Origin of the sequence: Bradyrhizobium murdochi (assembly GCF_000472965.1) — a bacterium.
Classification (GTDB): Bacteria; Pseudomonadota; Alphaproteobacteria; order Rhizobiales; family Xanthobacteraceae; genus Bradyrhizobium; species Bradyrhizobium murdochi.
Window position 1 is genome coordinate 597463 of record NZ_AXAU01000001.1, and the last position, 25871, is coordinate 623333.

Consider the following 25871-nt stretch of genomic DNA (forward strand, 5'->3'; position numbering starts at 1 on the left):
TGCTTGTGCGGACAAGTGGAGGCTGGAGCCTGCGGGAGTTTTAGCTGACAATCTCCCTGACCTTGATGCCGCGCAAGGCCTCGATGCAGTCAGCCACCAAATGCAAGAACTCTTGCCGCTTTATGCGCTTCACCTGACGCCCTTCCATATTAATTAGAATGAACCTCGCCATGTCGTGGGCGACTTCAAACTGCGATTTGCCGGTAACCTCAACGTCTATTCTCTCAGCCATTTCGCTCTCCGCTAGTTGTAATTGGAAGGCAGCGGTCGAGGACTTTCGAACGACGACGCGCCTCACGCTTCGCTCGAATGATCCCATCTGCGCCGAGCACAGCGAGGGAAGCGACGAATATCCGCTGCAGGGCACCGCCTGTCACGCCTGTTTGCTCGTCCCCGAGGCGTCCTGCGAGGCGCGGAATGCGCGGCTCGTCCGAGGCCTGCTGACCCAAACGGTCCTAGGTGGCGGATTTTCGCTGTTGGGACGAGGCAGAGCCGTAGTTGCCAAGCGCTGCGTCGCGTTACCTTGTGCCAAGAGTTTGCGTTCCCAAGCGAGCGCATGGCGGACGATCAGGGAAAGATCATCCCATTGAGGCCGCCAGCCTAGCAGATTGCGCATCCGTTCCACCGACGCCACGATCTCCGCCGGATCGCCAGGCCGGCGGGCGGCAAGTTCAACGGGAAAATCGTTTCCGGATTCGCGCCGCATGGCCTCGATCACCTGCAAGACCGAAAAGCCGCGGCCGTAGCCGCAATTTAGCGTCAGGGATTCTCCACCACCGCGCAGGTATGAAAGCGCGCGATAATGGGCGTTTACGAGGTCGCTCACGTGGATATAGTCGCGAATGCAGGTCCCGTCAGGCGTGGGGTAATCGGTGCCGAAAACCTGCATCTTCTCTCGCAGACCCACGGCGGTTTCCGCTGCAACCTTGATAAGGTGCGTTGCCTTTCGCGTTGCCTGTCCAGTGCGCAGAGCAGGATCGGCGCCTGCTACGTTGAAATACCTCAAGATCACGTAGCGTAGGCCATGAGCGCGTGCAGCATCACGCAGCATTGTTTCGGCCATGAATTTGGATGAGCCGTAAGGTGATACAGGCGCAACGGGGGTCTCTTCCGTGACAGGATTTGACGGTGGATTCCCGTACACTGCAGCCGTCGACGAGAGAATGAAACGCCGCACTCCACTCCTGATTGCGATCTCGAACAGGTTTCGAGAATTCGCGGTGTTGTTGCGATAATATCGAAGCGGTTCGGCAACCGACTCCGGAACAACGGCAGAAGCCGCAAAATGAATGATCTCCGAAATCCTATACTTCGCGATCAGCCGCGCAACTCGCCGCTGATCCCCGATATCCTCAACGAAAACCGAAACTCCCGATGGTATTGCCCATTCGAAGCCCGACGAAAAATCATCGATCACGACGGGCTGTTCGCCACGATCAGCGAGTTCGTACACCATGTGGCTCCCGATGTATCCGGCACCTCCGGTGATAAGGATCGCCATTGCTGTCCCCTTTAGGCGACCTGATTTGAACTTCGGAACAAAGTTCCTTTCAGGCGTGTTATGCCCATTCCAAGGACAACACTTGAGGTGCGCTGGGGGTTCGTTCCCGATTAAGCGATTTAGCTGGGTGTCGCCTGATATGATGCAGGCGGCGGTATCGGCCGGTGGATGGTAGAAGCGTCCGCCTCTCGATTCGCCGCTTGAAACTCTTCGTGCCGCCGCTCAATCGCATTGGTGGTAGTAGCGATGTGGCGATTCCGCCACGCGAATTCCCACCACATTTCCAGGCAGCACCAGTGCGTTGTCATGCAACCAGTTAAGGGCAATGCATGGCGCTTGAACAGGTGGATGGCGACGGCTCTGGGTTTGTGAGGCCGAAAGTCGGCCTCGCATTTGCTGCTCGCCATGCCGAGACGTTGCTCGTGCTCCTTGTGCTGAGCGTGGCCTTGGTCATCGGGCTTGTGACCGCCGCGGACTACGGGGTGTCGACTGACGAATTCAATACGGACGATTACGGCCCAAAGGCGCTTGCCTGGTACGCGAGCGCTTTTACCGACCGGTCTCAGTTCGAGACGGTCGAAGAGTATCTTTGGATGTATGGACCGTGGTTTCAGATGCTCGTCGCGGCCGTGCAGTCGCTTGAGCTCGCGAACCCGATCACGGTCCGGCACGCCATCACCTTCCTGTTCGGCCTCGCTGGGCTCGCCGCGGTCGTGCCGATAGCACGGCTCACGGTCGGGTACTGGGCTGGGTTGACGGCGCTCGCCCTGTGCCTGCTGACCGGCTACTTGTACGGCAACCTGTTCTTTGCCCCGATCGACGTGCCATTCCTGTTCGCCATGAGCTGGTCGACGCTCGCGATCGTCCTGATGGTGCGGCAGGAGGTGCCGAGCTGGCGTCTGACCCTTGCGACGGGCCTTGCCACTGGCCTCGCCATTGCGACGCGCACCGGCGGGGTGATCACGCACGCCTACCTCGTCGGCGGCATGAGCCTGTGCGCGCTCGAGGCGCTGCTGCGCCATGGCCGCGCGGGCTACGGCCAATTGCGCCAGATCGCCGTGCATACGCTGGTCGCCATCCTCGTCGCCTGGCTGACGGCGATTGCGCTCTGGCCGTGGTTGCAGACTGGAAATCCGCTCATGCGATTCTTCGAGGCCTATCGCCACTTTGCTCCGCTCGACACCTCGTTCGAATTCCCGAACTGGGGCCGGCCCACGTTCACCGACAAGCTGCCCCCCTGGTACATTCCCGGACAGCTCGTGGCGCGTTTGCCCGAGGGCTTTTTGGCGTTGCTGTTGCTCGGCATCGCGGTCTGGATCGGTGCTGCAGCGTCGTGGACGCGCGCCGCCCTCGGCGCCCTGCGTCGGTCCGGCGTCGTAGGACTGCGACCAGTCGCCGCCGAGCTCGCAGGATCGCGCGCGGTGCTGGTCGTCAGTGTGGCGGCGTTCGGGCCCATCGGGGTGCTCATCCTGCAGGGCTCAACGCTCTATGACGGTGTCCGCCACGTATTGTTCGTGATTCCAATGCTCGCCATCGTGGCCGCGCGCGGGTTGACGAGCCTCTTGCCCTTCTTGCGACGCTTCCCGATGGTGCCCGCGGCCCTCGCGGTCGCGCACACGGCCGTCATCGTGGTGACACTCGTCATCCTGCATCCGCTCGAATATATCGCGATGAACAGCCTGGCAGGCGGCGTCGCCGGCGCTTACGGCCGATTCGACCTCGACTATTGGAGCATGGCGGCTCCCGAGGCGCTGCGCCGCCTCGAGAGTCGAATTGACGCCGAAGGCCGGTTCGCGGGAGATCCACCGCGCGTGCTGGTCTGCCTGGGCTGGCGCGAACAACTGGCCGGCGTGATGTTCCGTCGCAACTGGATTGCCGAAACCGATCTGCAAAAGGCCGACTACCTGATCACCACCGAGCGTTGGCCGTGTGCCAATGGCACGTCGGCCGTACTGGTTGATGAGGTCACGCGATTTGGCCGCCCGTTCGCCCAGATCTACGCCAATCGTCGCGGGCTCGGCGAGTGACGCCGACTTCGGGCGCGACTTGACAAGGGCATCTACTTCTTCGGCATCTACTTCTTCGCCTGCAATTCGATCGGGGGCGCCTCGGCCTTTCGGCCCAACATGACCGGACGACGTTTTCGCGGCTGGCCTGCCTCGCGCCGGCTCTCCTTGGCGCGATCGATCGCGACGGCGCGCGCCAGCCGCGTGATCATATCGAGCTGAAGCCGCAACTTGAGATGCAAGTTGAGCATGATGAGCAGGCTGATCACGACCCAGGTGTAGACGATGAGGTCGGAGCCGCGGCCGATTCCCACGAAGGCTGCAAGCGTGGTGGCATGCTCCGGCACCCAAACGAAGTAGAGGCCGGCGATCGCAGCGCTGCTCGCGAGCGGGCCGATGATCGGCACCGTCCGATGCTCCAACCAGGCGTAGACCAGAACCAACGCCAGAAATGCCGTCAACAATAGCTGCGCGATCATCGGTAGAGCCTCCGCGCAAACAGATCGATCAGGATGGCCAGCGCATCGGTGATGCGTTGACCCTTGGCCAGCGAATAGGCGCTGTACTCGATGTTCACCGGCACCTCGACAAAGCGCAGGCCGCTCTGCGCGATCTGGTGCAGGATCTCGGATGCGTGCGCCATTCGGTTCTGTCGCAAGGAGATCGCGCGGGCGCCGCGCGCGGTCATCGCCCGTAAGCCATTGTGGGTATCGGTGACCGGCAGTCCGGTGCTCGCGCGCGTGAACCAAAGCGCAGCGCTGAGCAGGATGCGGCGCGACACCGGCAGATTTGCCGTCGCGCCGGTGAGAAAGCGGCTGCCGAGCGCGAAATCGATGCCGGGCTGCTCGATCGCCGCGAGCAGCGCCGCGATGGCCAGGGGGGAATGCTGGCCGTCGGCGTCGAACGTGACGAGCGCATCCGCACGCCGCTTGAGGGCGTAGTCGATGCCGGTCTGCAGCGCGGCGCCCTGTCCGAGGTTGACCGGATGCCGGACGACGACCGCGCCTGCGAGCAATGCAACGTCGCCGGTCCGGTCACTGGAGCCGTCATCGACCACGACGACCGTGTATCCGGCGCGGCGAATGCCGGACACGACGCTGCCGACCATCGGCGCTTCATTGTACGCCGCGACAACGATCCAGGGATTGCGAATCCGGCCGGTCATGTCTGATCAACCCACAACAGGAACAAGCGGCAACCAGAACAAACCACAACAAGGCCGCAGGCGATCACCGCGACTCCAACCAGGAGACGCGCCGGCAACAATGCGATCCGGCCGACGTTGAGGCGCTCCATCATGGGGGGCTCGTATCCGGACATGTTGGCGCCTTGCTCAAGACCACGCGCATCGCGTCAAACAGGTTCACCGGAATGGCGAACCGGTTGCCGGTCGGGCTGGCCGCGATCTTGCGACCGAGCATGCGACCGACCTGGAAGGCGATCAGCGAGAACGGCACGAATTTCCAGGGGTAATCGGAACTCTCGACGCGAAAGCCGACCGATTGGGCCAGAGACGCGATGCTGGCGCGATTGAAGAACCAAAGGTGCTGCGGAGGCGTCATCAGGCGCCAGTGCGCGCCGGTCGACCGCGCCGCCAAGGAGCCGAAGTCTCCGGTCGTCAGCACGATGATTCCGTCCGGCCGGAGATGGTCCGCGAGCAACGCGAGGGCTTTCTGCGGGTCGGGCAGATGCTCGATGACGTCGAGAAGGACGATAACATCCAGGGTGCCAAGCGGCTTGAGAGTAGCTTCGCTCAGCAGGCCGCAGATGACGTTCAAGCCGAGATCGCCAGCATGGGCAGCAGCCTGGCCCGCCGGCTCGATGCCGCTCACCTCAAATCCCGCGCGGCGGGCTTCATCGAGAAAAAAGCCGTAGGCGCAACCGATCTCGAGCAGGGAGCCCTGGGGCTTGCGGTGCTGGATGAACTCGACGGTGCGGGCGAACTCGCGCCGTAGCACGGGTTCGGCGCCGCGATAATCGGCGTAGCCGTCGGACTGACGGCCGGAAAAGTAGCCGTCGTCATAATAGGCGAGGGGATCGAAGCTCGATGCCTCGGTGCGTCCCAGTCCACAGTCCCGACATTGAAAGATGTCGCAACCGTTCTTGATGTAAAGAAACCGATGTGGCGTCGCCCGACTGCACGCGGGACACTTAAGCGTAAACGCAGCGCGGTCGTTTCGCATCAGCACATGCGTCCCCAACGGCGTTTCTCCAGTGCAAAAAAACGCCTCCGATGCCGAACTGTTCCGCTTGGCGAACGGCCACGGGGTCGCAGCTTGCTTTGCTGTGTCCGGGCTTCGAATATTTGAGCCCTTTCGGCGTCCAACCGTGACCCTGGTCAGAGTCTTATTTCGTCTTATTTCGACAATGCCTCAGATGGTTAGGTACAACGCGGAGGGAGCAAGCAACCTTGGACGCCGATTGGGGGCAGGGCGCGACGATTCACACGTGGCATCGTATAATGCGGCGCGGATGCCGCGCACGAGCCGTTGAGCACGCGCGAATGCGGAGCGCTGCCGCAGTCCTGTTCAGGATGGCCGCTCTGTTGACCATTCGACAGATATTGCCAGATTGTCCCGCCTATATTGGAGCGTAAGACGGGTACCCGCTACCCTGTCTGGCTATTTGAAAGTGGGGGAAGACTTTGTATGGCCTGACCCCGCGCTGGGACCATTTTTATTCACCAGACAGCTCTTATGACGGACTACGCGGTCAGGATCGTTTTCTTCAGTGCATTGAGACTGAGCCTCTCTCCCATATCTCTGAAGTTTCCTCGCGAGCAATAATTCAAAAGATGCAGTCAGTTCTCCGCGAAAAACTGCTCGCCAAAAGGGCAGCGCTAGAAGATCGATTTCATCAGCTCAACCAGCCGCGGAGCGATTTAGCAAGCGCGAAGCCCGCTCACGGGTGAAGCCGTCGATCTAACTAAACCGCCAATCGAGATTCGGTGTACNAAGCGGTGTCGCCCNGCGAAGGTAGGGGACGCCTTTGTGCCGTTGACGCTTGCAGCGCCTCTGCAATACGGACCGTCTCTCTGAGCTTTTGAAGTTCGGCCATGCGGTGGGAAAGATCGAGGTCTATCTGCGAGAGACGCTGGTCCGATGAAATAAACTGATTCATCTTTTAATCCTCTCACCAACGCACCACTCAGAACCTTGCAGGTTATTCCCCTGGACGCGTGAAGGTCTGCCCGCTTTGTTACACATGGCTGGACAAATATGAGCGAAGCAAGTTGGCGGCTCGAATTGGCTGGACGCCCAAATAAACGCGGTTCCGAAGCGTCATATAATATGATTAAACGGCTCCCTTTTCATAGTTGCCGCCCCGTAAATGGCGGAATTAATATTTTTCATTCTGAAAAGGAGAGCGCGCGCGATGGACGATCGCGACCAAAGTGAGATCGAAGACCGGCGCAAGTTCCTAATCTCAGCTGGTCGTTTGCAGCCGTGAAGCCCCGCAATTACGCTGCTGCTTTCAACTTCTCTGACCTCGGATGCAATCGCGCATTCGGGTGGCGGGCCAAGGGGCAACAACGGCTACGAACGGCAAAGACGAAAAGTATCGGTGATCCAGGGCTCTATCCTGAGGGCAACTGGAACTCCTAGGCACCCCGAGGCCTCGTTCTTTTTCGCCGCGTGCTTGTGCGCGTGAACAACTTCCGATTTCCCAGTTCTACCTTTGGGACGAAGGCGGGTGCCGATGCGCGCTTACCACTGTGACTTGAGAGAGGGCGACGATCTCGCCCCGACGAAGGACTGGAACTTCTTAACAGTGAGCGGGTGCAGGAAGAGGCCGCCCGCTACTAGCCGACATGGCACGGGACGCGATCAGAAAGAACGACGCCGGGGCGGGGCACCAAATGGCAATCGAAGTCCGTGACGACGACGGTTCTGCAGGTGAAGTTGCCGATTGTGGAGTGTGGCCGAGGACGAGCAACAGGCGACCATGTGTCGGATCCGCCTTGCTCCGAGCGGTCACCGTGGTAGACCAATAACTTTCCGAATAGGCAGCCGATTGGTCTATGAACTCCGAAGATGTTGCTCGATCAGTTCGCGAGCGGCCTCGAACACGTCTGGCGAGGAAGTCATGGTCTGGTTAGTCTCAAGCATCAAAAGTGCCTGCTCGTAGATCTCATGGCCTTCCTCGGCGGTAATGAGATTATTGCGGACCATCGACTGAAGCATTGCCGCTTGCATGGCGCCGGCCATTAGGCTTGACGCTATGGCCAACTCGAGCGCAGAGAGCTCCTTCATCAAACGCCCCTGTGCAAAGTCAAACAAGTTGACACGTGGTAGAAACTTGGGAGGCAACCGAGTGGTTCCTAGGCGATCGTTTGGCGCCTTCCACCCGAGCGTACAAGCAAGCGGCGGAACTAGTTTTCATTGTCCTCCCTCATCTTCACCGCTCCGTTGACTATTGCCAGATTTTCCCGCCCATTTGGGTGCCAGACGGGTACCCACTACGCTGTCTGGCTGACTGGAATGGGAATACCCCGATGGCCCCGGCGCGATCCCCGCGCCAGGGCCTTTTTTCTTCACGTTTGCCAGCTTAGGGCGCGCGGTCAGGTTCTCGAACTGTAGATCCTAATTTAATACTTTCTGCGCGTTGCGACTGAGCCTCTCTCCCATATCTCTAAAGTTTCGATATCGTGAGCAACAATCAATTGCTTTCGTGATCGCGGAGACGCGTCATGCCTCGTGAGTGGGAGTCAATGTCGATTGAAGAACTGTTCGAGCTTCACCAACTGATGCAGTCAGTTCTTCGTGAAAAGCTGATCGCCAGGAAGACGCTGCTGGAAGATCGAATACGTCAGCTCAACCAGCCGTCCGATAGTGACGGCGGGAGGGATCGCCGGCCTTAATCGGCAACATAGTCGTCGATCTTTCGCGATACGCTCGCTCCGCGCGCAGGGCTGCCTCTTTTTGTCGAACCAGCTCCCGCAGAGTCGCGAGCTCAGCAAACCTTCGGATTAGCTCAGTGTTATCTTTGTCCAATTGATACAGGTAGTAGCTCGGAATCTGGACTTTAGCCCTCATCAGCCCCTCCTACGCGCACCCTGCACCCAGTGGTCGAAGGATACGACTCTCGCGATGATAAGTTCCTAAGTCGTTGCCTATTTCTCCTGAGTGGACAGGGCTGCTTGCGGAACCTGCGGCCGATGCGATATCGGCGGCCGATACTCGCTACCTAACGATACTTGTCAGGCTTGCCGTTTGGGCTGCCGTCGCCGTTGCCGTAGCCGTTGTTGCCTTTCGGCTCCCATGGAAGTTCGCGCCAGAATGCGCGACCGCATCAGAGGTGAGAGATGTCGATAGCAGCAGCGTTATTGCTGGGGGTGTTACGGCTGCAAGCCTGCCAGTTGAAATCAGAAATTTCCGGCGGTCTTCGGTCTCTTGTTGCTCGCGGTGATCCATGACTGCCTCCGAGCCGGTAATTTAGACGAGAGTTATCCTGATTTAATTTGAGATGATAATTATATTTGCTTCAAATTACTGTCTGCCCGTTAGGGACGCACTTAGAGGAAATTGTACACCCCGGCGTCATCGAAGAGCGGCCTGATGTCGGCGCGCGCTTGTTTGGGAGCACTGCAGCATTGCATTGCACACGTAATTGTTCCCGGAAGTCACACCAAGCGGGGAACTCTTCGCGCAGAAAAGGCTTGGTGTTGGCAACCCCCGGTCAAACTGAAGGTTCAAATTAGTTTGCTGATGTTAGTTGGTGAGTGGAAATTTGGGAAAGATCCATGACCACTTTGCAAGCGATAGCATTTGGAGCCATGCTCGCGTGGACGCCATCGCTCATTATCCTGGCAATTTCGCTATGGGACGTTCACGAGCTTGAGGGGATGGAATAGTCGGCCTGTTTGCCGAATTCGGTACGGTCCAATCTCGTACGTCAATCTCTATGAATTCGCTGTCGTTCAATACGATTTAGCGCGCCATGCGCGCACGTCTGTACGGCCCCGACAAAGGGCAGGCCCCGACAGCGTGAACCGGCGGGCCGAAAAATAACTTTCGACGGAATGCGCTCGATGGGCGTTCACGCTGTCTCAGCGATCTGCACGAGATCAAGCATGGGACTCGTCAGGCAACGTGTACTGTTATCCGGGATTAAATGGCAATTAAATGTTATTTGACTCTGCCGAGTTTTCAATGATGGTGGTGGCGCAGGTCTCACTTTTCTCACGACAAAAGGAGGCTTTCTATGGCCCATTTGGAGAATGAGGCCGAAGCCGATCGGCGGAAATTCCTAGCAGCCTGCGGAAAATTCGCAGCAATCACCCCGCCGGCGATTACGCTATTGTTGTCGACAACCTTGACCTCAGGCGCGATCTCGGCGTCTGGTGCCAGGGGAAACAACGGCGTCGGCAACGGCATTGATCCGCAGCCCCCGGGAAATCCGCCAATCAACGATGGTCCGGGAACAGGCCCAGGAAACCCAGGCAACAGGCCTTAGTTGATACATGGAACCTCAGCCGCGGGGGCGAGGCGGAGCGTTCTACTGCCCCGAAGGCTGCCGCGACTAACTCGCCAAAGTTCGCGATGCCTGCCTGATGGGCTTGGAGGGCATGGTGTCAAAACGACCGAGGATTAGACATGGGCCAATTTATTTCATCGGAGCAGCGTCTCTCGCAGATAGACCTCGATCTTTCCCACCGCATGGCCGAACTTCAAAAGCTCAGAGAGACGGTCCGTATTGCAGAGGCGCTGCAAGCGTCAACGGCACAAAGGCGTCCCCTACCTTCGCCGGGCGACACCGCTTCGTACACCGAATCTCGATTGGCGGTTTAGTTAGATCGACGGCTTCACCCGTGAGCGGGCTTCGCGCTTGCTAAATCGCTCCGCGGCTGGTTGAGCTGATGAAATCGATCTTCTAGCACTGCCCTTTTTGCGAGCAGTGACACCTCCCTGAGGCAAAGGGATGACCCTCCTTTTCATGCGGTCTCCGAGGTGATCGAACTGCTTAGGGAGCTCTCCCACCTCAGCACCGCGCGCGAGTTGGCTTGAACTGGCATTATCGCGCGGCCTTGCACTTAAAGACGTTTCCCTGAGACTGTCGGCCCGGACGGAGCGGAGCGCAGAGCCGACTTGATTTGATGTCTCCGGGAAATCGAAAACTGGAGTTGCTTTTCGGAATATTTTTGGCCTCGGCGCTCGCGCTGGGGCCACTTTTATTCTCGGCCGGCTCGCGCTGCGGGCCAAGCCGCGCCCGGTTCGCGCTCCTGCATACAGGGTCGGCTGTTTTCGTACCTGTCACACCCAGTCAGTTCAGCGCGAAACGCACTTCATGGATTGTCGGCTCAGGCTCTTGCATCTGCCGGCGCAATCACGCGCTGGACGGGAGATGCCAATGTCATGCGAACAACTGCAATGCTGCGCTACTTCTCATCACGTCGCAGAAAGGAAGGTAGACGGCATTAGCGCACTGACCACGGCCATGCTAATGGCGATTGCTGTTTTTGGGCTTGTGGCCGGGCCGCGGTTGGCGATGGCTTTTGCGCCTGGGCGACATTGGCCGACTGCCGCGGACGCGGCAGTGGTATCTCGGGCATTACCTTTGGCTGTTCGGGGCTCACCTTTGGCTCTGCAGGCATCACTGTTGGCTCAGAAGCGTTGGCGATGACGCGGGCGAGTTGTTCCTGGCTTGCGTTGAGCCGCTCGGTGAGCGTTTGGCTTTCGCGCGCCATCTGGATCTGGGTCGCTTTGACCTGCTCGATGATACTGTTGTTGCGTGCCATTTCTTGTTGGCTCGCCTTGAGTTGGCTCGCGACATTTTCATTGTCGCGGACCAATTGTTCTTGCCTCACACTGAGCTGTTCTACCGCTTGCCTCAAGGCAGCGAGATCGTGCGTCATCGGTTGGAGTTGCTGCGCCAAGTCGGAAGACATCGCGACGGCATTTGGCGCTGCGTCTTTGACGGCTCCCGGCGGGGCCTCTGACAGAGGTGCTGGGTCCGAGGGGGCCATCATCGCTGTATGAGCGGAGGACGACAACCACCAAGTAGCGCCACCAACGGATGCTGTCACGAGAGAGCAGACGAAAACCACATAGTGCCAACCCGCTGATCGATGAATCGTTGCCCGCGGGACGCGAGACGTCTTCATAGTGGTCGGCGGGGCCGAAGGATGCACTCCGGCTTCGATTAGCAAGTTCGAAAGACAGCTCTCGATCTGCCCTTCCACGAACTTGTTGTCCCGCGTGGAAACCATTTTGGTGCTCCGTGTCAAATGCAATGGCACCCGCCACCGCGCATCTGCGCTACGACGAACTAACATTTCGACGGGACGGTCTTGAGCCTACGAAGCTTCCAAGGGATGAGCTTTTAACTGCGCGTCACGTCGTCTTTCTCTAATTCACCCGGAACTGTACCGGCGTTATTAACGCAACCGGGAAGGCGGAACTATGTTCACGGCCGGAGAACTACGGAAGGAACCATGACCCTTCAAACGCAGTTCCGACGCCAGCGAAAGGCCTCCCCGGTCAACAGGATGGTGATCAGGCGCAGCCTTTGCTCCCCTTGATCATGGGAGCCTCATCTGCATCGACTATGCCAGTGGGGGCGCTCTGCCGCTGCGCGAAGGATATCGAGACCGGCGTAGCGCGAGTAGCAGAGGCCGCTGGCAAAGCGCTTGACCGGAGATTGATGTGCGCGCCCGTGAGGGCACCAGCTGGAGGTGGCTCAAAGTCACGCGAAGAGCAAAATGACGGCCGCAATTGTGGTGTCCCGCTCGGGCGTCAGAATAACGCACCGCTTGCCAAGGCCCTTTTCGCGCCATCAATCGTTGCGCCAATTGCCCAACGCTGAGCCAGATTGTCAGGTGTTCTGAATGCAGATGTCACCCGTGAGGTTTTTGTTAGCAATTCTTGTCCTGACCGCGACGTATTTGTTTGGAGCCTATAGTGCGCGCCAGCAATTATTTCCGTTTCCGTTTTTGCAGGCGCTGAAGTCTGGCGTCGCGGGCAGGACGGCTCCTGAAGACCTCCACACGTTTGATCAAACGGGACGGCTCGTTTCGGGCGATCAGAAGAAAGCTGTCACCTGCCCGGAGCAGACGAACCGTACAGCCGTTCTGCTGCTGATCGGGCAGTCCAACGCTGGAAATCACGGGGGGCAACGGTTCCGCTCGGAACACGGAGAGAAGGTTGTGAATTTTTTCGATGGACGATGTTATGTCGCCGCGTCGCCCCTGCTGGGATCCGATGGCATCGGCGGTGAGTATTGGACCCAGATCGGCAATCTTCTGCTGGAACGCGGATCGTTCGACCAAGTCGTACTGGCTCCCGTGTCCATAAGCGGCTCTGAGGTCTCCCGTTGGGGGCCGGGCGGCGATTTGAACGCAATCATGACCGACACCGCGAGCCGTCTGCAGCGGCAAGGACATCTTGTGACGCACGTACTCTGGGTGCAAGGTGAGATCGACTACGTGAAGGGAACGAGCGAGAAGGACTACCGCGACCGCTTCTTGTCGCTGGTTAACTCGTTGAGATCTCATAACGTGGCGGCGCCGGTATACATTGGCATCGCGACCAAGTGCTTGGGAGTAACAAATGGAGGAACGCTCCCACTCTCCCGACAACGCCGTCGCGCGCGCTCAACTGGCGCTCCCTGACCCCGGTGCCAACCTGAGAAGCGGAGTTAATTCAGACGCCCTGCTTGACGATTTGGATCGATACGACGATTGCCATTTCGGCTCATCGGGAGAACAGAAGGTCGCCAAAGCCTGGGCAGACTTGCTCTCAAACGTGCCGTGAAGGTCGAGCGTAGACTGGAGATGCTCGATCAGCCGCTGAGCGATGTCGGGCCGACGAAGTCTTGCAGGCGCTGGTCCGCTTACTTAGACGCTCAGCTCATCGCCGACGGGCTGCGCCACGGTCGCAGCATGGACCGGCTCTTGGCCGCGCTCTGCGGCCTGCGCTGATCGCACCATCTCTCTAAGTTTCTGAATTTCAGCCATTTGGTCGTGAAGGTCGATCGAGATTTGCAGAAGGCGATGCGTCCGGGCTTCAAGCGACTGTTCCATGTTGCACCTCTACGCCCCTTACCAGCCCTGCTATGCTACTCTCTCGGTTGCGCCCGTCTGCATCGTAGGGCGCTAAAGGCCCGGCGTACGAGGTTCGAACGACATACGCCGGGGCCTCCGTTACAGCTTGTGGTCAGGCTGTGCTCGTGAATCCCGGGATGGGATTGCTGGCGTCATCGCAGAGAGCGTTTCCATGGCCGACAGCTCTTCGGTGAGCCGTTTGGCGACAAATTCGCGTTCGAAGTCCGTCAGGCTGGTTTCTAGCAATTGGCGATAGCGCTGAATGTTGCCGCGATGCGTTCTAAGCCGAGCGCAATTCTCATCAATCATATTGTACTCCTAATAATCGGTCGAAAATCAATGATTGGAAATCTGAGGTCTCCTGTACTCACACTCCGGGAGCAAGCATAAACCGTGCCGCCTACCTAGTGTAAGGATCCAAGGCTATGGATTCGTGACAGTGAAACGACGCGGCGCGCCGGAATGTTATCCCGGTAATAAATACTGACGAGCGGCCGGAACAATCCCGGAATTTCAGGGGCGTGAAATTCCCAAATAGTCATTTTCCGCGAACTTCCGGATGAATTTTTTGTCTTTGAAATCAAGGGCAACGGCATTCTTCAGCCCAGAGCAATTCCTTCTTTATAGGGGGAAATTTCAAGCCTGCGAAATCCAGTCTTTCATTGCTCGCAAGTCCAAAGACTGGGTCCCAAAACGGGTGGCTTGCTCCTGAATAAAAGTTTTAGGGCGGGTACTCCCGGATCGCGACGCGCGCCAGCTTGGGCCGCCTGAGCCGCCGCAGACCAGTCGTTTCTTAGCGGGGAAATATCGGCGCGGTCGTCTCCGACAAGAGTTCTGCAACCAACCGCGCGCGAAATGGGCAGCAACGCCTGCGCATCTTTGCTGGGGCCGTCATTCCAATGCGCCAGGGGGCTATTCTTGGCGCTCACACCAAACGCGGCTAGCTGCCTCCCGTTCCCAGGCGCGCGCCGGTTCACGCTGGCGGACTTCCTTCCTGGACTTTCGACGACGGACCGCAGCCCGCTACATGCGCTTGCCTGACTAACTCGCGCAATAAATCCAAATCGCGGAGATCAGTCAGAAGATTTGCGGACAGGGTGGAGTAGGCGTCAATACGCGGCTGAAGAGAAGGCATTTAAAAAAACCCTCACTAACTAATACTAATACCTCATTGTGAAGAGGGACGACGGCAGCTTCAACAGGATTCGTCTAATTTGAGAGCCACACCCGGAGTCTTACGGGACGATTTCAATTTGCGGGCTGAGCCTCTAGCGAAAGAGGCCTGCGCCCGTTGTCGTCTTGAAAGGGGGCAACGAAGGCGCCTGATCCGACTCCTGATCGCCCGCTACAAGCTCAGGTTTGAGCGTGGCGGCTGAGACGACACCAACGCCACCCTTCGTTAACTTCGGGCCCGTAAGCTCAAAGCAATCGCGGAGGTCATCACTCGCGAGAGTAATGCGTAGAGCCGTCGCTGTCTCAACCCAGCGGCGGCTTTTGCGTGCAAAGGGTACCTCCGCGGGCCCTTCCTTTCGCCCGGTTTCTGTCACCATCATTCCGTGTTTCGAATCGATGGGGAGAATTGACGTGGCGACAGGGACAGTGAAGTGGTTCAACGCGACAAAGGGCTATGGATTTATTCAGCCCGACGCTGGCGGCAAGGACGTGTTCGTCCATATCTCGGCCGTCGAGAGAGCAGGTCTGGGCAGTCTGAACGAGGGCGCGAAGGTGAGCTACGAAGTCGTAGCGAACCGAGGTAAGGAGTCTGCCGAAAACCTCAGAGTGGGCTGATAGTCGCAGTCATCCGGCGGTCCACGCTGCCCTTTGTCAGCGGCCGTACAGACCGCGCCCCGATGGCCGGCTATTCTGCACGGCCCCTGGCTGCATGTCCCCAGAGCTTAGCCGGGGGTAATCTCCAAGGTCGGCGGCCCCGGTGCGTTGCGTATTGCCGGGGCCGCTTCATTCCACGAGCCGTATGGTCCGGCGCCGCTTCATGCGATCGAGAGCCTGGACAACTTCGTCTCGATCGAGCACGGCTATTAACCGGTGCACCGTTGTCGTGGCGTCGCGCGGGCCGGGTGCGATGTATTCCCCGAGGATGCGCCTGGCATCCTCCATAGCCCGCAGGACGATGTCCTGATCGGGGGTGTTCATGGTACGCGCCTTACTGAGCGCGACTCAAATTCAGAAAAATGGACTTCGTTCCTACTGGTTGCGCGAACAACTTCCGAGTTTCATGGTTCTACCCTCGGTGCGAAGGTCGGTGACGATGCGGCGGTACTACTTTGACTTGAGAGAGGGGGACGATCTCTCTCCTGACGAGGAAGGGCTGGAACTTCCCAGCATTGAGCGAGTGCAAGAAGAGGCCGCCCGCTCACTGGCCGACATGGCGCGGGACGCGGTCAGAAAGAACCGCGACGGGCCGGGGCACCAGATAGCAATCGAAGTCCGTGACAACCACGGCCCGGTTCTACAGGTGAAGTTCACCTTTGAGATTGATCGGCACAGGGACTGAGACCGGGATTTAAGAGTGGCGATCGCAAGCGGCCGAGCGCATAATGAGCGCATGGCTGAATCACATCATAGGTCGTGCAAGTGCGGCGCGGTTTATAACCGCACCGAATCCATGGCCTCGGGCAGACAGGTCAGCAGCTTTGAATGCTCGGTTTGCGGGGCCACGATGGAAAGCTGGAACACCGCTTGGGTTCCGGCCTTCCGCTTGGTTGTCGGGCCAGTGATACTTCCTCAGCAGTAGGGCCGCCTCTGGCGGCCTCTTTTCATTCGAGCACTTCATACTCAAAGGCGACGCCCTCAGGGTCGTTCTCCTCGAACCATTTTCCGCGGCATCCACATTGGCGAACACCTTGATGTGCTCAGGGTCGCCGACCTGCTTGCTGGTGTTGATGTAGACAAAAACGGTCATTAGCGTTTCTTGAGCTTCCGTTTCCCCCAACGGAGGTCTTTGCGCTCAAGCTTGTATATCCGCTCGACAAATCGGATCGTCAACCTCTCTCGACCAACTCAACCACCCTCATACTTCGCGCTGAGCAGTTTTCGTACGCGCCAAGTAACAAGAGCGAAGATTGCGACAGTTGCCAAAATCGGCAAAAGGGCAAGCCCGAGTGGCTTATCCCCAACCAGTGACGCTCGCCCCGTCGCTCCGAGAAAGGTGAATATGAACACTTGGGGAGCGTTGAAGATCAGGGTGACCAGCATGAAAGTGATGAGCTTGATTCTTGTAAGACCAAAGAGATAGTTCTGCAGTGCCCCCGGAACGGGAGCGCCTAGTCGCATGAGCGCGATGATGCGCCAGCCCTCCTTATCAACGGCTTCGGCAATGGCGTCGAGGTTTGGCCGCTATTTGAGCTTTCGCCGAAACCAATCAGCGGCGATGTGTCTGGATAACAGAAATGCCAGCGCCCCTCCCGCAACGCCAGCCACAAGGATGATAGGCGCCGCGCCAATACCAAAGGAGGCGCCGGCTGCGACGATGAGGATCGTACGAGGAAAGACTACCAGCGCTGCAAGCACGAAAAACAGCCCAAGGGCAGCGCCCGACGTCGCGGAAAGGTCTCCCCATCGTTGGAAGGCATCGATGATGTGGTCTGTCATCTCAAATTGCGTGCGGCCAGCTCAACTAAGGCCCATTGCCATAATTAGTGACTTTAGTCCAATCGGCCGCGGATCGACCCAGCCAATGGAGCCGAGCACCTGGCTCTCTCGCGTGCGACGCTGGCGGGCCCCTTTTCATACGAACCCGCTCAGCGATCTATCTTTAGCAATCAAAGAGCGGTCGTCCCTAAGGCGCTAAATACTATCCAGACCTTTTGCAATCTCTCGCCCGATCTCTCTTATCGAACCGTCTTCTGCAGCCTCAGTTTGAAGGCCCGTAAGGCCTTATCAACCGTAGCTGGCGCCATGCCGATAGCATTTAGGTGTTCTACGATTTCTCGTTCTTCGCTTTGACAAGCTTCGAATGCCAGCTCGATCGCTTCAGAGGTGCCGCCCGTAGGCCTTAATTTTTCATCTTGCGAACGAACTGCGCGGTAGACACAACCTTCGTAGTTTTTTCTCAGTTGCGGCAGTAGGTCGTCCGCTTTGCTACCGACGTTGCCGATAAGCGCGAAAAGCAGGACCAACACCGCAAAGCGCTGCATCGACTGCCGCATCACTTCTTCGCCTTGAGCCCCAGATCGACCAGCCGGCAGATGGCTTCGTTCATTTTGCGCGATCCTTTCGGACGACCTGAAATTCTTCCGGCCCTTTAAGCAGGCGCTTCTTCCGCGTGGCTTGGTCGTCGGGGGTGGCTGCAGCGTCAGCCATCTTGTCGATCGCCTTGCCGGCCATCTCGCGCGCGCGGAGCCTCTGGCCCTCACTAGCCTGCCGGGCACTTGTTTTGACGGTCAGGCCTAACTCAACCAGCCGGCGGATGGCTTCAGATAGCGTTGGCTTGTCGGGCTGGTTTTCCGCCCATCTCACGACGGATGCGCGCATCACAGGCGAAGCCCGGAAGCCCATTAGGGGGTCGGTACCAGTTGCAGGTCGGCCCGGCTTTTTACGTTTAACGGATATTGACTTCGACATAATTACGTTTAACGTAAAAGCAAGCCGAAGGGAAGCGGCAACTTCCCCTCGGCTCTAACCCGAGCCACACAAGGAGTGGAATCCAAATGACCCGAGCTGATCCGCGTCTTAGCACGCCACCCACAAACACGTCCTTAAACAACACCGCCGGGCCGACCGCCGCCGACACCTCTCGGCGCCGATTCCTGTCTCAAGCCGCGGCAATGACCGCTGGAGCCGCGTCTCTTGCAACGGCACTTTCCGCTGCCGGGATCGTCCGCGGCCGCTGGGCAAGCCCTTGATCCGATCCTCGGGGCCATTGAGGCGCACAAGGCAGCTCATGCCAAAGTGGTCTCGTGGGTCGATCGCTATGGCAAGCTCGAGAGTGAGCTACCGGCGGAAAGGCGTCGCTCCGACATCGACAACATCGTCGAGACCGATGATCCGATATGGATCGAAGCAGAACGAGAGCTTGGCCAAGCCTGGAATGCCGAGACCGATGCCGCGTGGGCGCTTCTCGAAGTGCTCCCCAGTACCAGAGAGGGCTTACAGACGTTGATCGAGCACGCCGTATCCTACGACGGTCAGTGGCCGGATGACTGGCAAGTCGGTTTGCTCGAGAACATCGCCGAGGCGCTTCCTGAACTCTGGCAGGAAGGAGCCGCGGCATGACCAATAGCTCCACCACCACACACAACGCTGACGACGCACTGTTCGAACTTCGTCAGATGAGCATTCTTGGCCTTCGAGCGCTGGACGGCATGGGCGAGGTATTCCGCCGGGACTACGAGGAGGCGAGCGAAGCGCTGTCGTTCTGCCTGCACGACATCCTCATGCGCATAAAGAAACTGGAGGAGCACGCTGCACCCAGCAAGTGAGGCAGTTAATCGCCTACCGGCCCGGCCTCAGCGCCGGGCTTTTTCTTTTAGAGTCGAGCGAATGCTTGGCGGCAACGGCAAGTTCTTTCAAGGCGTTGGCGCAATACGTCCGTCGCCACTAACGCGGGTAGGGGCGGGACCCCATCTCGTTCCGCTCCGGTGCATCGATAATGGCAAACAATCTGGCGATGGTGGACCGGTGAAAATCAGGCGGCTAGGTTCGGGTTTTTAAAGCATTTGGGAGCCTCACGATGTTGCAGGGTTTCCTCTGGTTATTTGACGATCCTGTCGCCGACTTGCTGCTCGTCAGCACATTCATTCTGGTCGCCCTCCAGTTCCGACAACTTAGACTCTTGCAGCGCCGAACAGACGCGCTTGCATCTGAGGTGTACGAGCTCAAGATGCTTGTGAGGACCATCTCGTATGTGCCCGAGGCGGCCGACATGATCCGGATCAGCAGCCGATGCGATTGGAAGAGCCGGCACTGCGGACCTGACTGGTACGCGCCAGGCAGGTTCATGGTTGATTGACCCAGGGCCAGCGACTCGTAAACAGCGCCTGCTGGGCACGAACCTCAAGGGCGGGCCGAGCGCCAATCCGTAGTTCTGCGGTGTGCATAATCTCTTGTTCACCGCCGTATTGCCCATTTCTCATCCACTCATCGACTTTTTTCATGATCGCGAGGGGCGCGGCGACATGTTGAGTGATGAGTGGGAATCCATGACAATCGATGAGCTGTTCGAGCTCCGCGAAATGATGCAGGATGTCCTTAGCGAAAGGCTAAAAGCCCGCAAGGCCGAGATCGAGCGTAAACTACAGATGCTCAATCAGCCGTCGAACGATGTCGGGCAGACGAAGTCTCGCGATCAGTAGTCCGCCTGTTAAGCGAGCAGCTCGATGCCTGGAGGCTGTGCGACCATCTCGGGCTTAATGGACCCTGTTTCTCGGCCACCTGCACGGCATCTCGGAGGGCCCTAAGTTCGGCCATTCTGGTCCGGAGATCGGTCGAAGCCTGAAATAGACGCTCGGAAACCTGATTAATCTGTTCCATTCCTAATACTCCTCTACGCAAATAAGTCGTGCATCCAAATGGTCGTCGACGAGCAATCATCATGCCAAAGCCTTCGCCGGCACCCTATCGCCAGGGACGGAAGCTAGGCCCAGTTTGTTTCAGGAAGTTGTCAACTTGGTACGGCACGTTGTCGTCCGGCGGGAGAGAATTCTGCCGCGACAAGCCCGGCGATTCCGATCGATTAATCGCGGCGAGACATCCTCGCGGGTAGTAATGCGCAGAGCCGTCGCTGTCCTCCAGCGGCGGCTTTTTCGCGCCCGTCTCTTCAGGCTGACTTGCCACTTATCGACGTTCAGCTAACTTCGGTGCAGCGGAGTGTCCCATGAATTGGCGATCTGCGGCAAGGAAGGCAAGCCTATGGATCCTGGGGTCTCTCGGCGTCGGTATATTGGTTGCCAAAGCCATTGAAAAATGGGGAGACCGCATTGGGTATCTCGACGACCCCACAAAGGGTCTCCAGTGGGCGCTCGCCAAAGCTGCTGCAGTCACGGAACACTGGGTCTTCTATCCAGCTTTGACTTTCCTGATCGGATTGGCGATCGGCCTGTGGGCTGATGCGTTATTTCGCAGCCGAAGCGCCGAAAGGGAAGCGGAGCTTGCACTGCTGGGATACGATCTGAGGGAATTTTCAGACTTCATTGTTGAGCGCGCTGGCCAGATTAACCAACGGTGGCCGACGTGCATAAGTGACCGCATGCCGGACCTGCAAGCCTTGCTAAATCGGGCGCATGGCGCTGGGCTACCCGCTCCACCGCCAGAGGTCATGCAGCTAAGCGACGATGGCGAGCACTTTGCCGGTTACCTCCGGGACGTGGGCACGTTTCTGATCAACAATCAGTTTGCGGGAGCGAAGAACGTCGCCATTCATTGGAATGCAGAGATCGAAAGATACGCTGCCAGCCGTCAGGGCGGCGTTTGATGGTCTGATGGACCGACAAAGCGTGGCAAGAGTCGACCCGGTCTGACCGCAAGGTTCCATTACTGCCTGGAACCCCGCGCAAGGTTGGCAATTGAACTTTTATGAAGATGGCCAAAGCAATCCGCCAGCAGGCAGTCACTGCAGAACGCGCGGCGGCGAACGCGGCTGACGAGTTTGTGGCGGATCAAATGAAATCTTTGGCCCAGGCCTTCAGAGCTCAGGCCGAAGTCATGAAGAAGAACAAAAAGAACAAGAAAAAGAAGAAATGAGATTCTCGATAAAGGCGAAGTGCAAGGACGGCGAAATCCTGCATCGGAGGAAGACCCCCGAGGCTGCGCTGAAGAAGGCTCGCGAAATGTCGCAAACTGGGTGTTACGACATCTACATCACCACGCCGGAAGGACGAGACTACCATTCCTCTGAGTTTGCTGACCTACCGCGCACGCCCGTTGCGCGGCGACCCTCGCACCCGTCCCGGATCGGAGGGCGAATCCGCTGAACTGATTGCGACTGCAACTTAGGAAGACGGCTCGGCGTCACCGCCGACCTTTTCCTTGCCCCAGCGCGCTCTCGACTTCGCCCGGCCCGGCATGCGCTTTTACTGGATTGATATTCCCCTTAGCCGCGCCGTTCTCGCCGCGTCAACGACATGAGTAGAATGAATACAATGATGGTCAGTGCCACCACCGCGCGGTCGTGACGATGCCGACATCGCTGGCGAATGCCATTACGAACAGGCCGATAAGCGCGACTGTTCCCAGAAAGATCTGCGCAAGCCGCTTCCCGCCGCCCAATATGACCCAGACCATGTGAGGGCTCGCAAAATTGCGCCGCTGGGCCCATGCTGCAGGACATGCTCGAGACACGTCAAGCGGACCTGCCAAGGGCGGAGGGTCGAGCTTCACACGAAGGGGATCAGGCGTCACTTCCGTTACCCCGCTTGTTACCCAGGGTCGAAATATGAGGTGATCCGGCGCGACAGGATGGAAAAATATCTCAGTATTTTCAATGGTGAGCGCGGAGGGACTCGAACCCTCGACCCCATGATTAAAAGTCACGTGCTCTACCGCCTGAGCTACGCGCTCACTCGCCGCGCTGTGTAGGGGGCGGGCCCCTGCGGGTCAATAGCACAAGCACGGCAAATTCGTGGTCTGCTCGATCCCAATTCTCTTTAGCTAGCTAAAGGTTAGTTCGGAATCTTCAACTACCCGTCGCCAATCGCTCCACGGCGGTTAGTTGACCTCACGGCGAATCTCGGAGGCGACCGGCTGGGACTGGGTGTTGACCGTCGGCAGGGTGACCGGGCGCAGCCCGATCAGTTCCGCCGTCCGCACCGCGCTGTTGCGCCAGAAGGCGAAGGAATTGATGCGGGAGTTTTCCAACACCGCGATCGCAACCGCCGCAAGGAACGGCAGGCTTTGCAGCACCAGCACTCCCGCGAAGATATAGATCTCGCGCACTTCCTTGTAGCCGTTGGTGACGACCAGGACGGCGGCGCCGATCAGCAGCAGCACGCCGATCACAGCCTCCCAGAACGCCTGGAATTCGATCGACATCCGCGACAGCCCGCCCTTGGAGGTGCGGGCGAAGGCGAGATGCTCGGTGATCAAGCCTTGGGCCACCGCGCGCGACACCGTCCATTGCACGCTCATTGCCGCGATCATGGCGCCCAGCATCTGGCCGGCTTTGATATTCACCCGCAGGCGATAGAGCGCCACGAAATGCACCAGCGAGACGACGAAGGAGCCGATGATCGGCAGCGTCAGGATCTTGTCGGGGATGGCGATGTCGGCAAAGGCCACGATCGGCACCCAGATCAGGTTGAGGATCGCGACCACCACGCCCAGGCTTTCGGCGCCGAGCCAGTTCAGCCAGCCCAGCGAAAATTCGCGGCGCTGGTCCGGCGTCAGCCGGCTCGCGCCGGGCAGGAAGCGCCGCCAGTGCTTCTTGACGATCTGGAAGCCGCCATAGGCCCAGCGGTGACGCTGCTTCTTGAACGCCTCATAGGTGTCGGGCAGGAGGCCCTCGCCATAGCGGACGTTGGTGTAGTGCGTCAGCCAACCCTGCTGCTGGATGGTTAGGCCGAGATCGGTGTCCTCGCAGATGGTGTCGCTGGACCAGCCGCCGGCCATATCCATCGCGGAGCGGCGGATCAGGCACATCGTGCCGTGCACGATGATCGAGTTGAACTCGTTGCGCTGGACCATGCCGATGTCGAAGAACCCGGCATATTCGCCGTTCATGATGTAGTGCATCAGCGAGCGGTCTCCGTCGCGATGCTCCTGCGGCGCCTGCACCAGGCCGACGCGCGGGTCGGCGAAAACAGGCACGAGATCCTTCAGCCAGTCCGGATGCACGACATAGTCGGCGTCGATGATGCCGATGATCTCGGCATCCGCCGCGGTGCGCTCCATGGCGATGCGAAGCGCGCCGGCCTTGAAGCCCTGCACCTTCTCGGCATTGATGAACTTGAAGCGTTCGCCGAGCGCACGGCAGTGGTCCTGGATCGGCCGCCAGAATTCCGGGTCGGGCGTATTGTTGATGATGCAGACGCACTCGAAATTCGGGTAGTCGAGCCGCGACACCGCATCCAGCGTCTGCTTCAGCATCTCGACCGGCTCGTAGTAAGCGGGGATGTGAATCGAAACCTTGGGGAAGGCGACGTTCTCGCCGATGGTGGCGGGCGCTAACGGCGCGCTCTTGGTAATCAGCCGGCGCGGACCGCGGCCAAAGGCAATCGCGGCGATTTCGTCGATGCGCGCCATCGCGATCAGGATCAGCGGAACCAGCAGGATCAGGCCAAGCGTCAGCGCAAACGCCGAGCCGAACACGAAATAATGCCCGGCCCAGTAGGCGAACACGGTGGAAACCCAGGCGCCGACGCCGTTCGCTGCCGCTGAAAGCAGCAGCGCCTGCATGATTGTCGGCTGCTCGATCCGCAGGATCGGCAGCGACATCAGGATGCCCATCAGTAGCGCGATCGCGGCGAGCTTCCAATAGTTCTCGTTCACGATCGGGCCGGTCCACGCGAATTTCGGTTCGCGATTGGCATCGAGGATGCCCCAATAGGGGCCGACGCCGCCTTCGAAGAATTTCCAGGGCTGATCGATCGCCTCGACGATGTTGTAGTCGATGCCGATGGCTTCGGCGCGGGTGACGAAATTGCGCAGCACCGAGGCCTGTTCGAACGGGCCGGGCTCGGCGTTCTTCAAATTGTATCCAGCGCTCGGCCAGCCGAACTCGGCAATCACGATCCGTTTGCCGGGAAACTGATCGCGCAGGAGCTGGAACATGGCCACCGCCTGATCGACGGCTTGCTTGTCGGTGAAGTTCTCCCAATACGGCAGCACGTGCGCGGCGATGAAATCGACAGAGGACGCCAGTTCCGGATTGTCGCGCCAGATGTTCCAGATCTCACCGGTCGTCACGGGAACGTTGACGGATTTCTTGACCTGCTTGATCAGCTCGACCAGGTCGTCGATCTTTTGCTCGCCGCGGAAAATCGTTTCGTTGCCGACGACTATCCCGTTGACGTTGCTGTTGCGCTTGGCGAGGTTGATCGCCGCTTCGATCTCGCGCTTGTTGCGATCGGAATTCTTGTCGATCCAGGCGCCGACGGTGACCTTCAGGCCGAATTCGGCAGCGATCGGCGGCACTAGTTCGACGCCACCGGTCGAGGAGTAGAGACGAATCGCGCGCGTGATCGTCGAGAGCTTCTTCAGGTCGGCGCGAATCTTTTCGATCTGCGGAATATTGTCGACGTCGGGATGCGCCGAACCCTCGAACGGCGCATAGGAGACGCTCGGTAAAATGCCCCTGAAATCGGGCGCCGCTTGCTTTTCCTGGAATAGGCCCCACAGCCCGGCGTGAGCTGCGGTGACGAACAGCAGAACGGCAACGATGGCGCGCATCGGTGACTAAACCATACGGGGCTGCAATTTATAGGAAGCGAACCTGTCCCCTAGGTTCGACCGAGACGACGGCGTCATTAGGATAGTCCTGCCCCGCGTTTTCACAACTGGTATGACGCCATGACTTTTTTAAGGACGGCGCTCTAAGGGCGTGAACGATCCAAACGCCGGACAAATAGGATCGTTCCTCTGAACGTATCCTGAATGCCGACGTCTATTTCGCCTGCGGGCTAGGCGCGGCGCTGGGGGCCGGCGAGGGCGAAGCGGCCGGCGCAGGCGCCGCGCTGCCGGCGGTCGCAGGCGGCGGGTTGGCTGCTGCGGCAGCCTGCGGCTGAGCGCCCGGATTGATCCAGCAGACGTGGATGCGACTGTCGAGCGTTTCCGCCACCTTGGGATCGATCTGTCCGCCAAAACGAGTCAGGCAGCGGAAGGTGGCCTGGACATGCCCGCCGGGGCAGCCGAACCGGTCATAGAGATCGAGGTGCCGGAACGCGGTATCCAGGTCGTCGCGCCACATCAGGCGAACCACCCGGCGGCCGAGCCAGACGCATTCGGGATTTCCGGCCGGGCCGTTGATTGCCTGGGCTGCCTCGACGAATTCGTCGGCCTTGCGCTGGTTGTCCTTGTTGGCGTCGGCGGCACTGGTCGGCGCCTTGCCTTGATCCTGCGGGGTCGGGCTGCCACTCTGGGCAAACGCCCCGCCTGATCCAATCAGGAGGGCCAGGCCGGCAGCGGCAAAGCGCCTCAAAACCGCAACTCTTGGATCAAGCACCCTTCGACGCATACATTCCCCGATCAATTTCCTGCCGCGAGCGGCTGGTGTGGTGTTCTGGCTTGTTGCCGCCCAAATAGGTCCCCAATGCGGCGGAAACATCCGGCGATTCACATGACGGGTATTTCAGATTTTGTCCAGCAAAGTCACAACTTTATCACGGACGCTGGTAAAACTGCCGCAGGGACGAGGCAGAATAGGGCGATCGTG

The 25871-nt window shown here is 59.0% G+C and carries 29 protein-coding genes, 1 tRNA gene and 2 pseudogenes; 12 read left to right on the top strand and 20 right to left on the bottom strand.

What is annotated here, in order from left to right:
• Positions 1-40: 40 nt before the first annotated feature.
• Together YUO_RS0103050 and galE are read right to left on the bottom strand one after the other, a co-directional pair.
• Positions 41-232 (bottom strand): hypothetical protein, encoded by a 192-nt coding sequence (locus tag YUO_RS0103050; RefSeq protein WP_156908450.1) that lies wholly within the window; start codon positions 230-232, stop codon positions 41-43.
• A 141-nt stretch (positions 233-373) separates the two neighbouring features.
• On the bottom strand, positions 374-1501 hold the full coding sequence (gene galE, locus YUO_RS39580; RefSeq protein ID WP_063830266.1) for a UDP-glucose 4-epimerase GalE: 1128 nt from the start codon (positions 1499-1501) through the stop codon (positions 374-376).
• Positions 1502-1830: 329 nt separating this feature from the next.
• Between galE and YUO_RS0103060 the strand changes: the two genes are divergently transcribed.
• Positions 1831-3528 carry a hypothetical protein gene (locus YUO_RS0103060; RefSeq protein ID WP_028345981.1) on the top strand — a complete coding sequence of 566 codons (1698 nt, stop codon included), beginning with the start codon at positions 1831-1833 and terminating at the stop codon, positions 3526-3528.
• A gap of 47 nt (positions 3529-3575) precedes the next feature.
• On the opposite strand, the gene YUO_RS43580 is transcribed toward YUO_RS0103060, so the two are convergent.
• From YUO_RS43580 to YUO_RS0103085, 4 genes are all read right to left on the bottom strand, one after another.
• Positions 3576-3986 carry a DUF2304 domain-containing protein gene (locus YUO_RS43580; RefSeq protein WP_028345982.1) on the bottom strand — a complete coding sequence of 137 codons (411 nt, stop codon included), beginning with the start codon at positions 3984-3986 and terminating at the stop codon, positions 3576-3578.
• Positions 3983-4672: a glycosyltransferase family 2 protein gene (locus YUO_RS0103070; protein WP_028345983.1), complete on the bottom strand. Its 690-nt coding sequence runs from the start codon at positions 4670-4672 to the stop codon at positions 3983-3985. Before YUO_RS0103070 ends, YUO_RS43580 begins: the two co-directional genes overlap by 4 nt.
• Positions 4673-4802: 130 nt before the next feature.
• The gene (locus YUO_RS0103075; RefSeq protein WP_156908451.1) at positions 4803-5690 is read right to left on the bottom strand and encodes a class I SAM-dependent methyltransferase; all 888 of its coding nucleotides are present in this window, start codon (positions 5688-5690) and stop codon (positions 4803-4805) included.
• A gap of 1836 nt (positions 5691-7526) precedes the next feature.
• Positions 7527-7760: a hypothetical protein gene (locus YUO_RS0103085; RefSeq protein WP_028345985.1), complete on the bottom strand. Its 234-nt coding sequence runs from the start codon at positions 7758-7760 to the stop codon at positions 7527-7529.
• A gap of 458 nt (positions 7761-8218) precedes the next feature.
• Here YUO_RS0103085 and YUO_RS45895 point away from each other — a divergent pair, with 458 nt between their 5' ends.
• On the top strand, positions 8219-8368 hold the full coding sequence (locus tag YUO_RS45895) for a hypothetical protein (RefSeq protein ID WP_156908452.1): 150 nt from the start codon (positions 8219-8221) through the stop codon (positions 8366-8368).
• A gap of 326 nt (positions 8369-8694) precedes the next feature.
• On the opposite strand, the pseudogene YUO_RS47535 reads toward YUO_RS45895, so the two are convergent.
• A pseudogene (locus tag YUO_RS47535) lies at positions 8695-8921 on the bottom strand (hypothetical protein).
• Between the two features lie 790 nt (positions 8922-9711).
• Between YUO_RS47535 and YUO_RS48840 the strand changes: the two are divergent.
• On the top strand, positions 9712-9963 hold the full coding sequence (locus tag YUO_RS48840) for a hypothetical protein (RefSeq protein ID WP_083754440.1): 252 nt from the start codon (positions 9712-9714) through the stop codon (positions 9961-9963).
• A gap of 961 nt (positions 9964-10924) precedes the next feature.
• On the opposite strand, the gene YUO_RS47545 is transcribed toward YUO_RS48840, so the two are convergent.
• A complete protein-coding gene (locus YUO_RS47545; RefSeq protein ID WP_235782612.1) occupies positions 10925-11362 on the bottom strand; it encodes a hypothetical protein in 438 nt (145 codons plus the stop codon).
• A 978-nt stretch (positions 11363-12340) separates the two neighbouring features.
• On the opposite strand from YUO_RS47545, the pseudogene YUO_RS39590 reads away from it, so the two are divergent.
• Positions 12341-13259 (top strand): annotated as a pseudogene (locus YUO_RS39590) (sialate O-acetylesterase).
• An 83-nt stretch (positions 13260-13342) separates the two neighbouring features.
• Here YUO_RS39590 and YUO_RS45900 read toward each other — a convergent pair.
• The gene (locus YUO_RS45900; protein WP_156908453.1) at positions 13343-13528 is read right to left on the bottom strand and encodes a hypothetical protein; all 186 of its coding nucleotides are present in this window, start codon (positions 13526-13528) and stop codon (positions 13343-13345) included.
• 120 nt (positions 13529-13648) lie between these two features.
• Complete coding sequence (locus tag YUO_RS0103120; RefSeq protein ID WP_028345988.1) at positions 13649-13858, bottom strand: hypothetical protein; 210 nt, start codon at positions 13856-13858, stop codon at positions 13649-13651.
• A 1275-nt stretch (positions 13859-15133) separates the two neighbouring features.
• On the opposite strand from YUO_RS0103120, the gene YUO_RS0103130 reads away from it, so the two are divergent.
• Positions 15134-15337: a cold-shock protein gene (locus YUO_RS0103130; RefSeq protein WP_028345990.1), complete on the top strand. Its 204-nt coding sequence runs from the start codon at positions 15134-15136 to the stop codon at positions 15335-15337.
• A gap of 168 nt (positions 15338-15505) precedes the next feature.
• On the opposite strand, the gene YUO_RS0103135 is transcribed toward YUO_RS0103130, so the two are convergent.
• Positions 15506-15700, bottom strand: coding sequence for a hypothetical protein (locus tag YUO_RS0103135; RefSeq protein WP_028345991.1), 195 nt, complete (start codon positions 15698-15700; stop codon positions 15506-15508).
• Here YUO_RS0103135 and YUO_RS0103140 point away from each other — a divergent pair.
• Positions 15699-16061: a DUF6894 family protein gene (locus tag YUO_RS0103140; RefSeq protein WP_347335908.1), complete on the top strand. Its 363-nt coding sequence runs from the start codon at positions 15699-15701 to the stop codon at positions 16059-16061. The genes YUO_RS0103135 and YUO_RS0103140 overlap by 2 nt on opposite strands.
• Before the next feature lie 60 nt (positions 16062-16121).
• Here YUO_RS0103140 and YUO_RS46975 read toward each other — a convergent pair whose 3' ends face one another.
• The 5 genes from YUO_RS46975 to YUO_RS0103160 all read right to left on the bottom strand — a co-directional run bounded on the left by YUO_RS46975 (position 16122) and on the right by YUO_RS0103160 (position 18040).
• The gene (locus YUO_RS46975) at positions 16122-16469 is read right to left on the bottom strand and encodes a hypothetical protein (protein WP_198027998.1); all 348 of its coding nucleotides are present in this window, start codon (positions 16467-16469) and stop codon (positions 16122-16124) included.
• 98 nt (positions 16470-16567) lie between these two features.
• Entirely contained in the window at positions 16568-16885 is a 318-nt protein-coding gene (locus tag YUO_RS48845; RefSeq protein WP_083754442.1) for a VTT domain-containing protein, read from the bottom strand.
• An 18-nt stretch (positions 16886-16903) separates the two neighbouring features.
• Complete coding sequence (locus YUO_RS39595; RefSeq protein ID WP_028345994.1) at positions 16904-17158, bottom strand: TVP38/TMEM64 family protein; 255 nt, start codon at positions 17156-17158, stop codon at positions 16904-16906.
• Between the two features lie 239 nt (positions 17159-17397).
• Complete coding sequence (locus YUO_RS0103155; RefSeq protein WP_028345995.1) at positions 17398-17715, bottom strand: hypothetical protein; 318 nt, start codon at positions 17713-17715, stop codon at positions 17398-17400.
• Between the two features lie 49 nt (positions 17716-17764).
• Positions 17765-18040: a hypothetical protein gene (locus YUO_RS0103160; protein ID WP_235782613.1), complete on the bottom strand. Its 276-nt coding sequence runs from the start codon at positions 18038-18040 to the stop codon at positions 17765-17767.
• A 315-nt stretch (positions 18041-18355) separates the two neighbouring features.
• Here YUO_RS0103160 and YUO_RS0103165 point away from each other — a divergent pair, with 315 nt between their 5' ends.
• The 6 genes from YUO_RS0103165 to YUO_RS46980 all read left to right on the top strand — a co-directional run bounded on the left by YUO_RS0103165 (position 18356) and on the right by YUO_RS46980 (position 21247).
• Positions 18356-18781, top strand: a complete 426-nt coding sequence (locus YUO_RS0103165; protein ID WP_028345997.1) for a hypothetical protein — start codon at positions 18356-18358, stop codon at positions 18779-18781.
• Positions 18778-18987 (top strand): hypothetical protein, encoded by a 210-nt coding sequence (locus tag YUO_RS0103170; protein WP_028345998.1) that lies wholly within the window; start codon positions 18778-18780, stop codon positions 18985-18987. The genes YUO_RS0103165 and YUO_RS0103170 overlap by 4 nt, the downstream gene beginning before the upstream one ends.
• 251 nt (positions 18988-19238) lie before the next feature.
• Positions 19239-19517 (top strand): hypothetical protein, encoded by a 279-nt coding sequence (locus YUO_RS0103175; protein WP_028345999.1) that lies wholly within the window; start codon positions 19239-19241, stop codon positions 19515-19517.
• Positions 19518-19611: 94 nt separating this feature from the next.
• The gene (locus YUO_RS39600; protein ID WP_035725797.1) at positions 19612-19860 is read left to right on the top strand and encodes a hypothetical protein; all 249 of its coding nucleotides are present in this window, start codon (positions 19612-19614) and stop codon (positions 19858-19860) included.
• A 521-nt stretch (positions 19861-20381) separates the two neighbouring features.
• A complete protein-coding gene (locus YUO_RS0103185; protein WP_028346000.1) occupies positions 20382-20978 on the top strand; it encodes a hypothetical protein in 597 nt (198 codons plus the stop codon).
• Between the two features lie 101 nt (positions 20979-21079).
• Complete coding sequence (locus YUO_RS46980; RefSeq protein ID WP_198027957.1) at positions 21080-21247, top strand: hypothetical protein; 168 nt, start codon at positions 21080-21082, stop codon at positions 21245-21247.
• A 405-nt stretch (positions 21248-21652) separates the two neighbouring features.
• Here YUO_RS46980 and YUO_RS48445 read toward each other — a convergent pair whose 3' ends face one another.
• The 4 genes from YUO_RS48445 to YUO_RS0103210 form a co-directional block, all read right to left on the bottom strand.
• Positions 21653-21787, bottom strand: a complete 135-nt coding sequence (locus tag YUO_RS48445) for a hypothetical protein (RefSeq protein WP_283806398.1) — start codon at positions 21785-21787, stop codon at positions 21653-21655.
• A 200-nt stretch (positions 21788-21987) separates the two neighbouring features.
• Positions 21988-22063, bottom strand: a tRNA-Lys gene (locus YUO_RS0103200).
• 147 nt (positions 22064-22210) lie between these two features.
• Positions 22211-24889 (bottom strand): glycosyltransferase, encoded by a 2679-nt coding sequence (locus YUO_RS0103205; protein ID WP_028346001.1) that lies wholly within the window; start codon positions 24887-24889, stop codon positions 22211-22213.
• Between the two features lie 214 nt (positions 24890-25103).
• Entirely contained in the window at positions 25104-25673 is a 570-nt protein-coding gene (locus YUO_RS0103210; protein ID WP_028346002.1) for a beta-1,3-glucan biosynthesis protein, read from the bottom strand.
• Positions 25674-25871 lie beyond the last annotated feature (198 nt).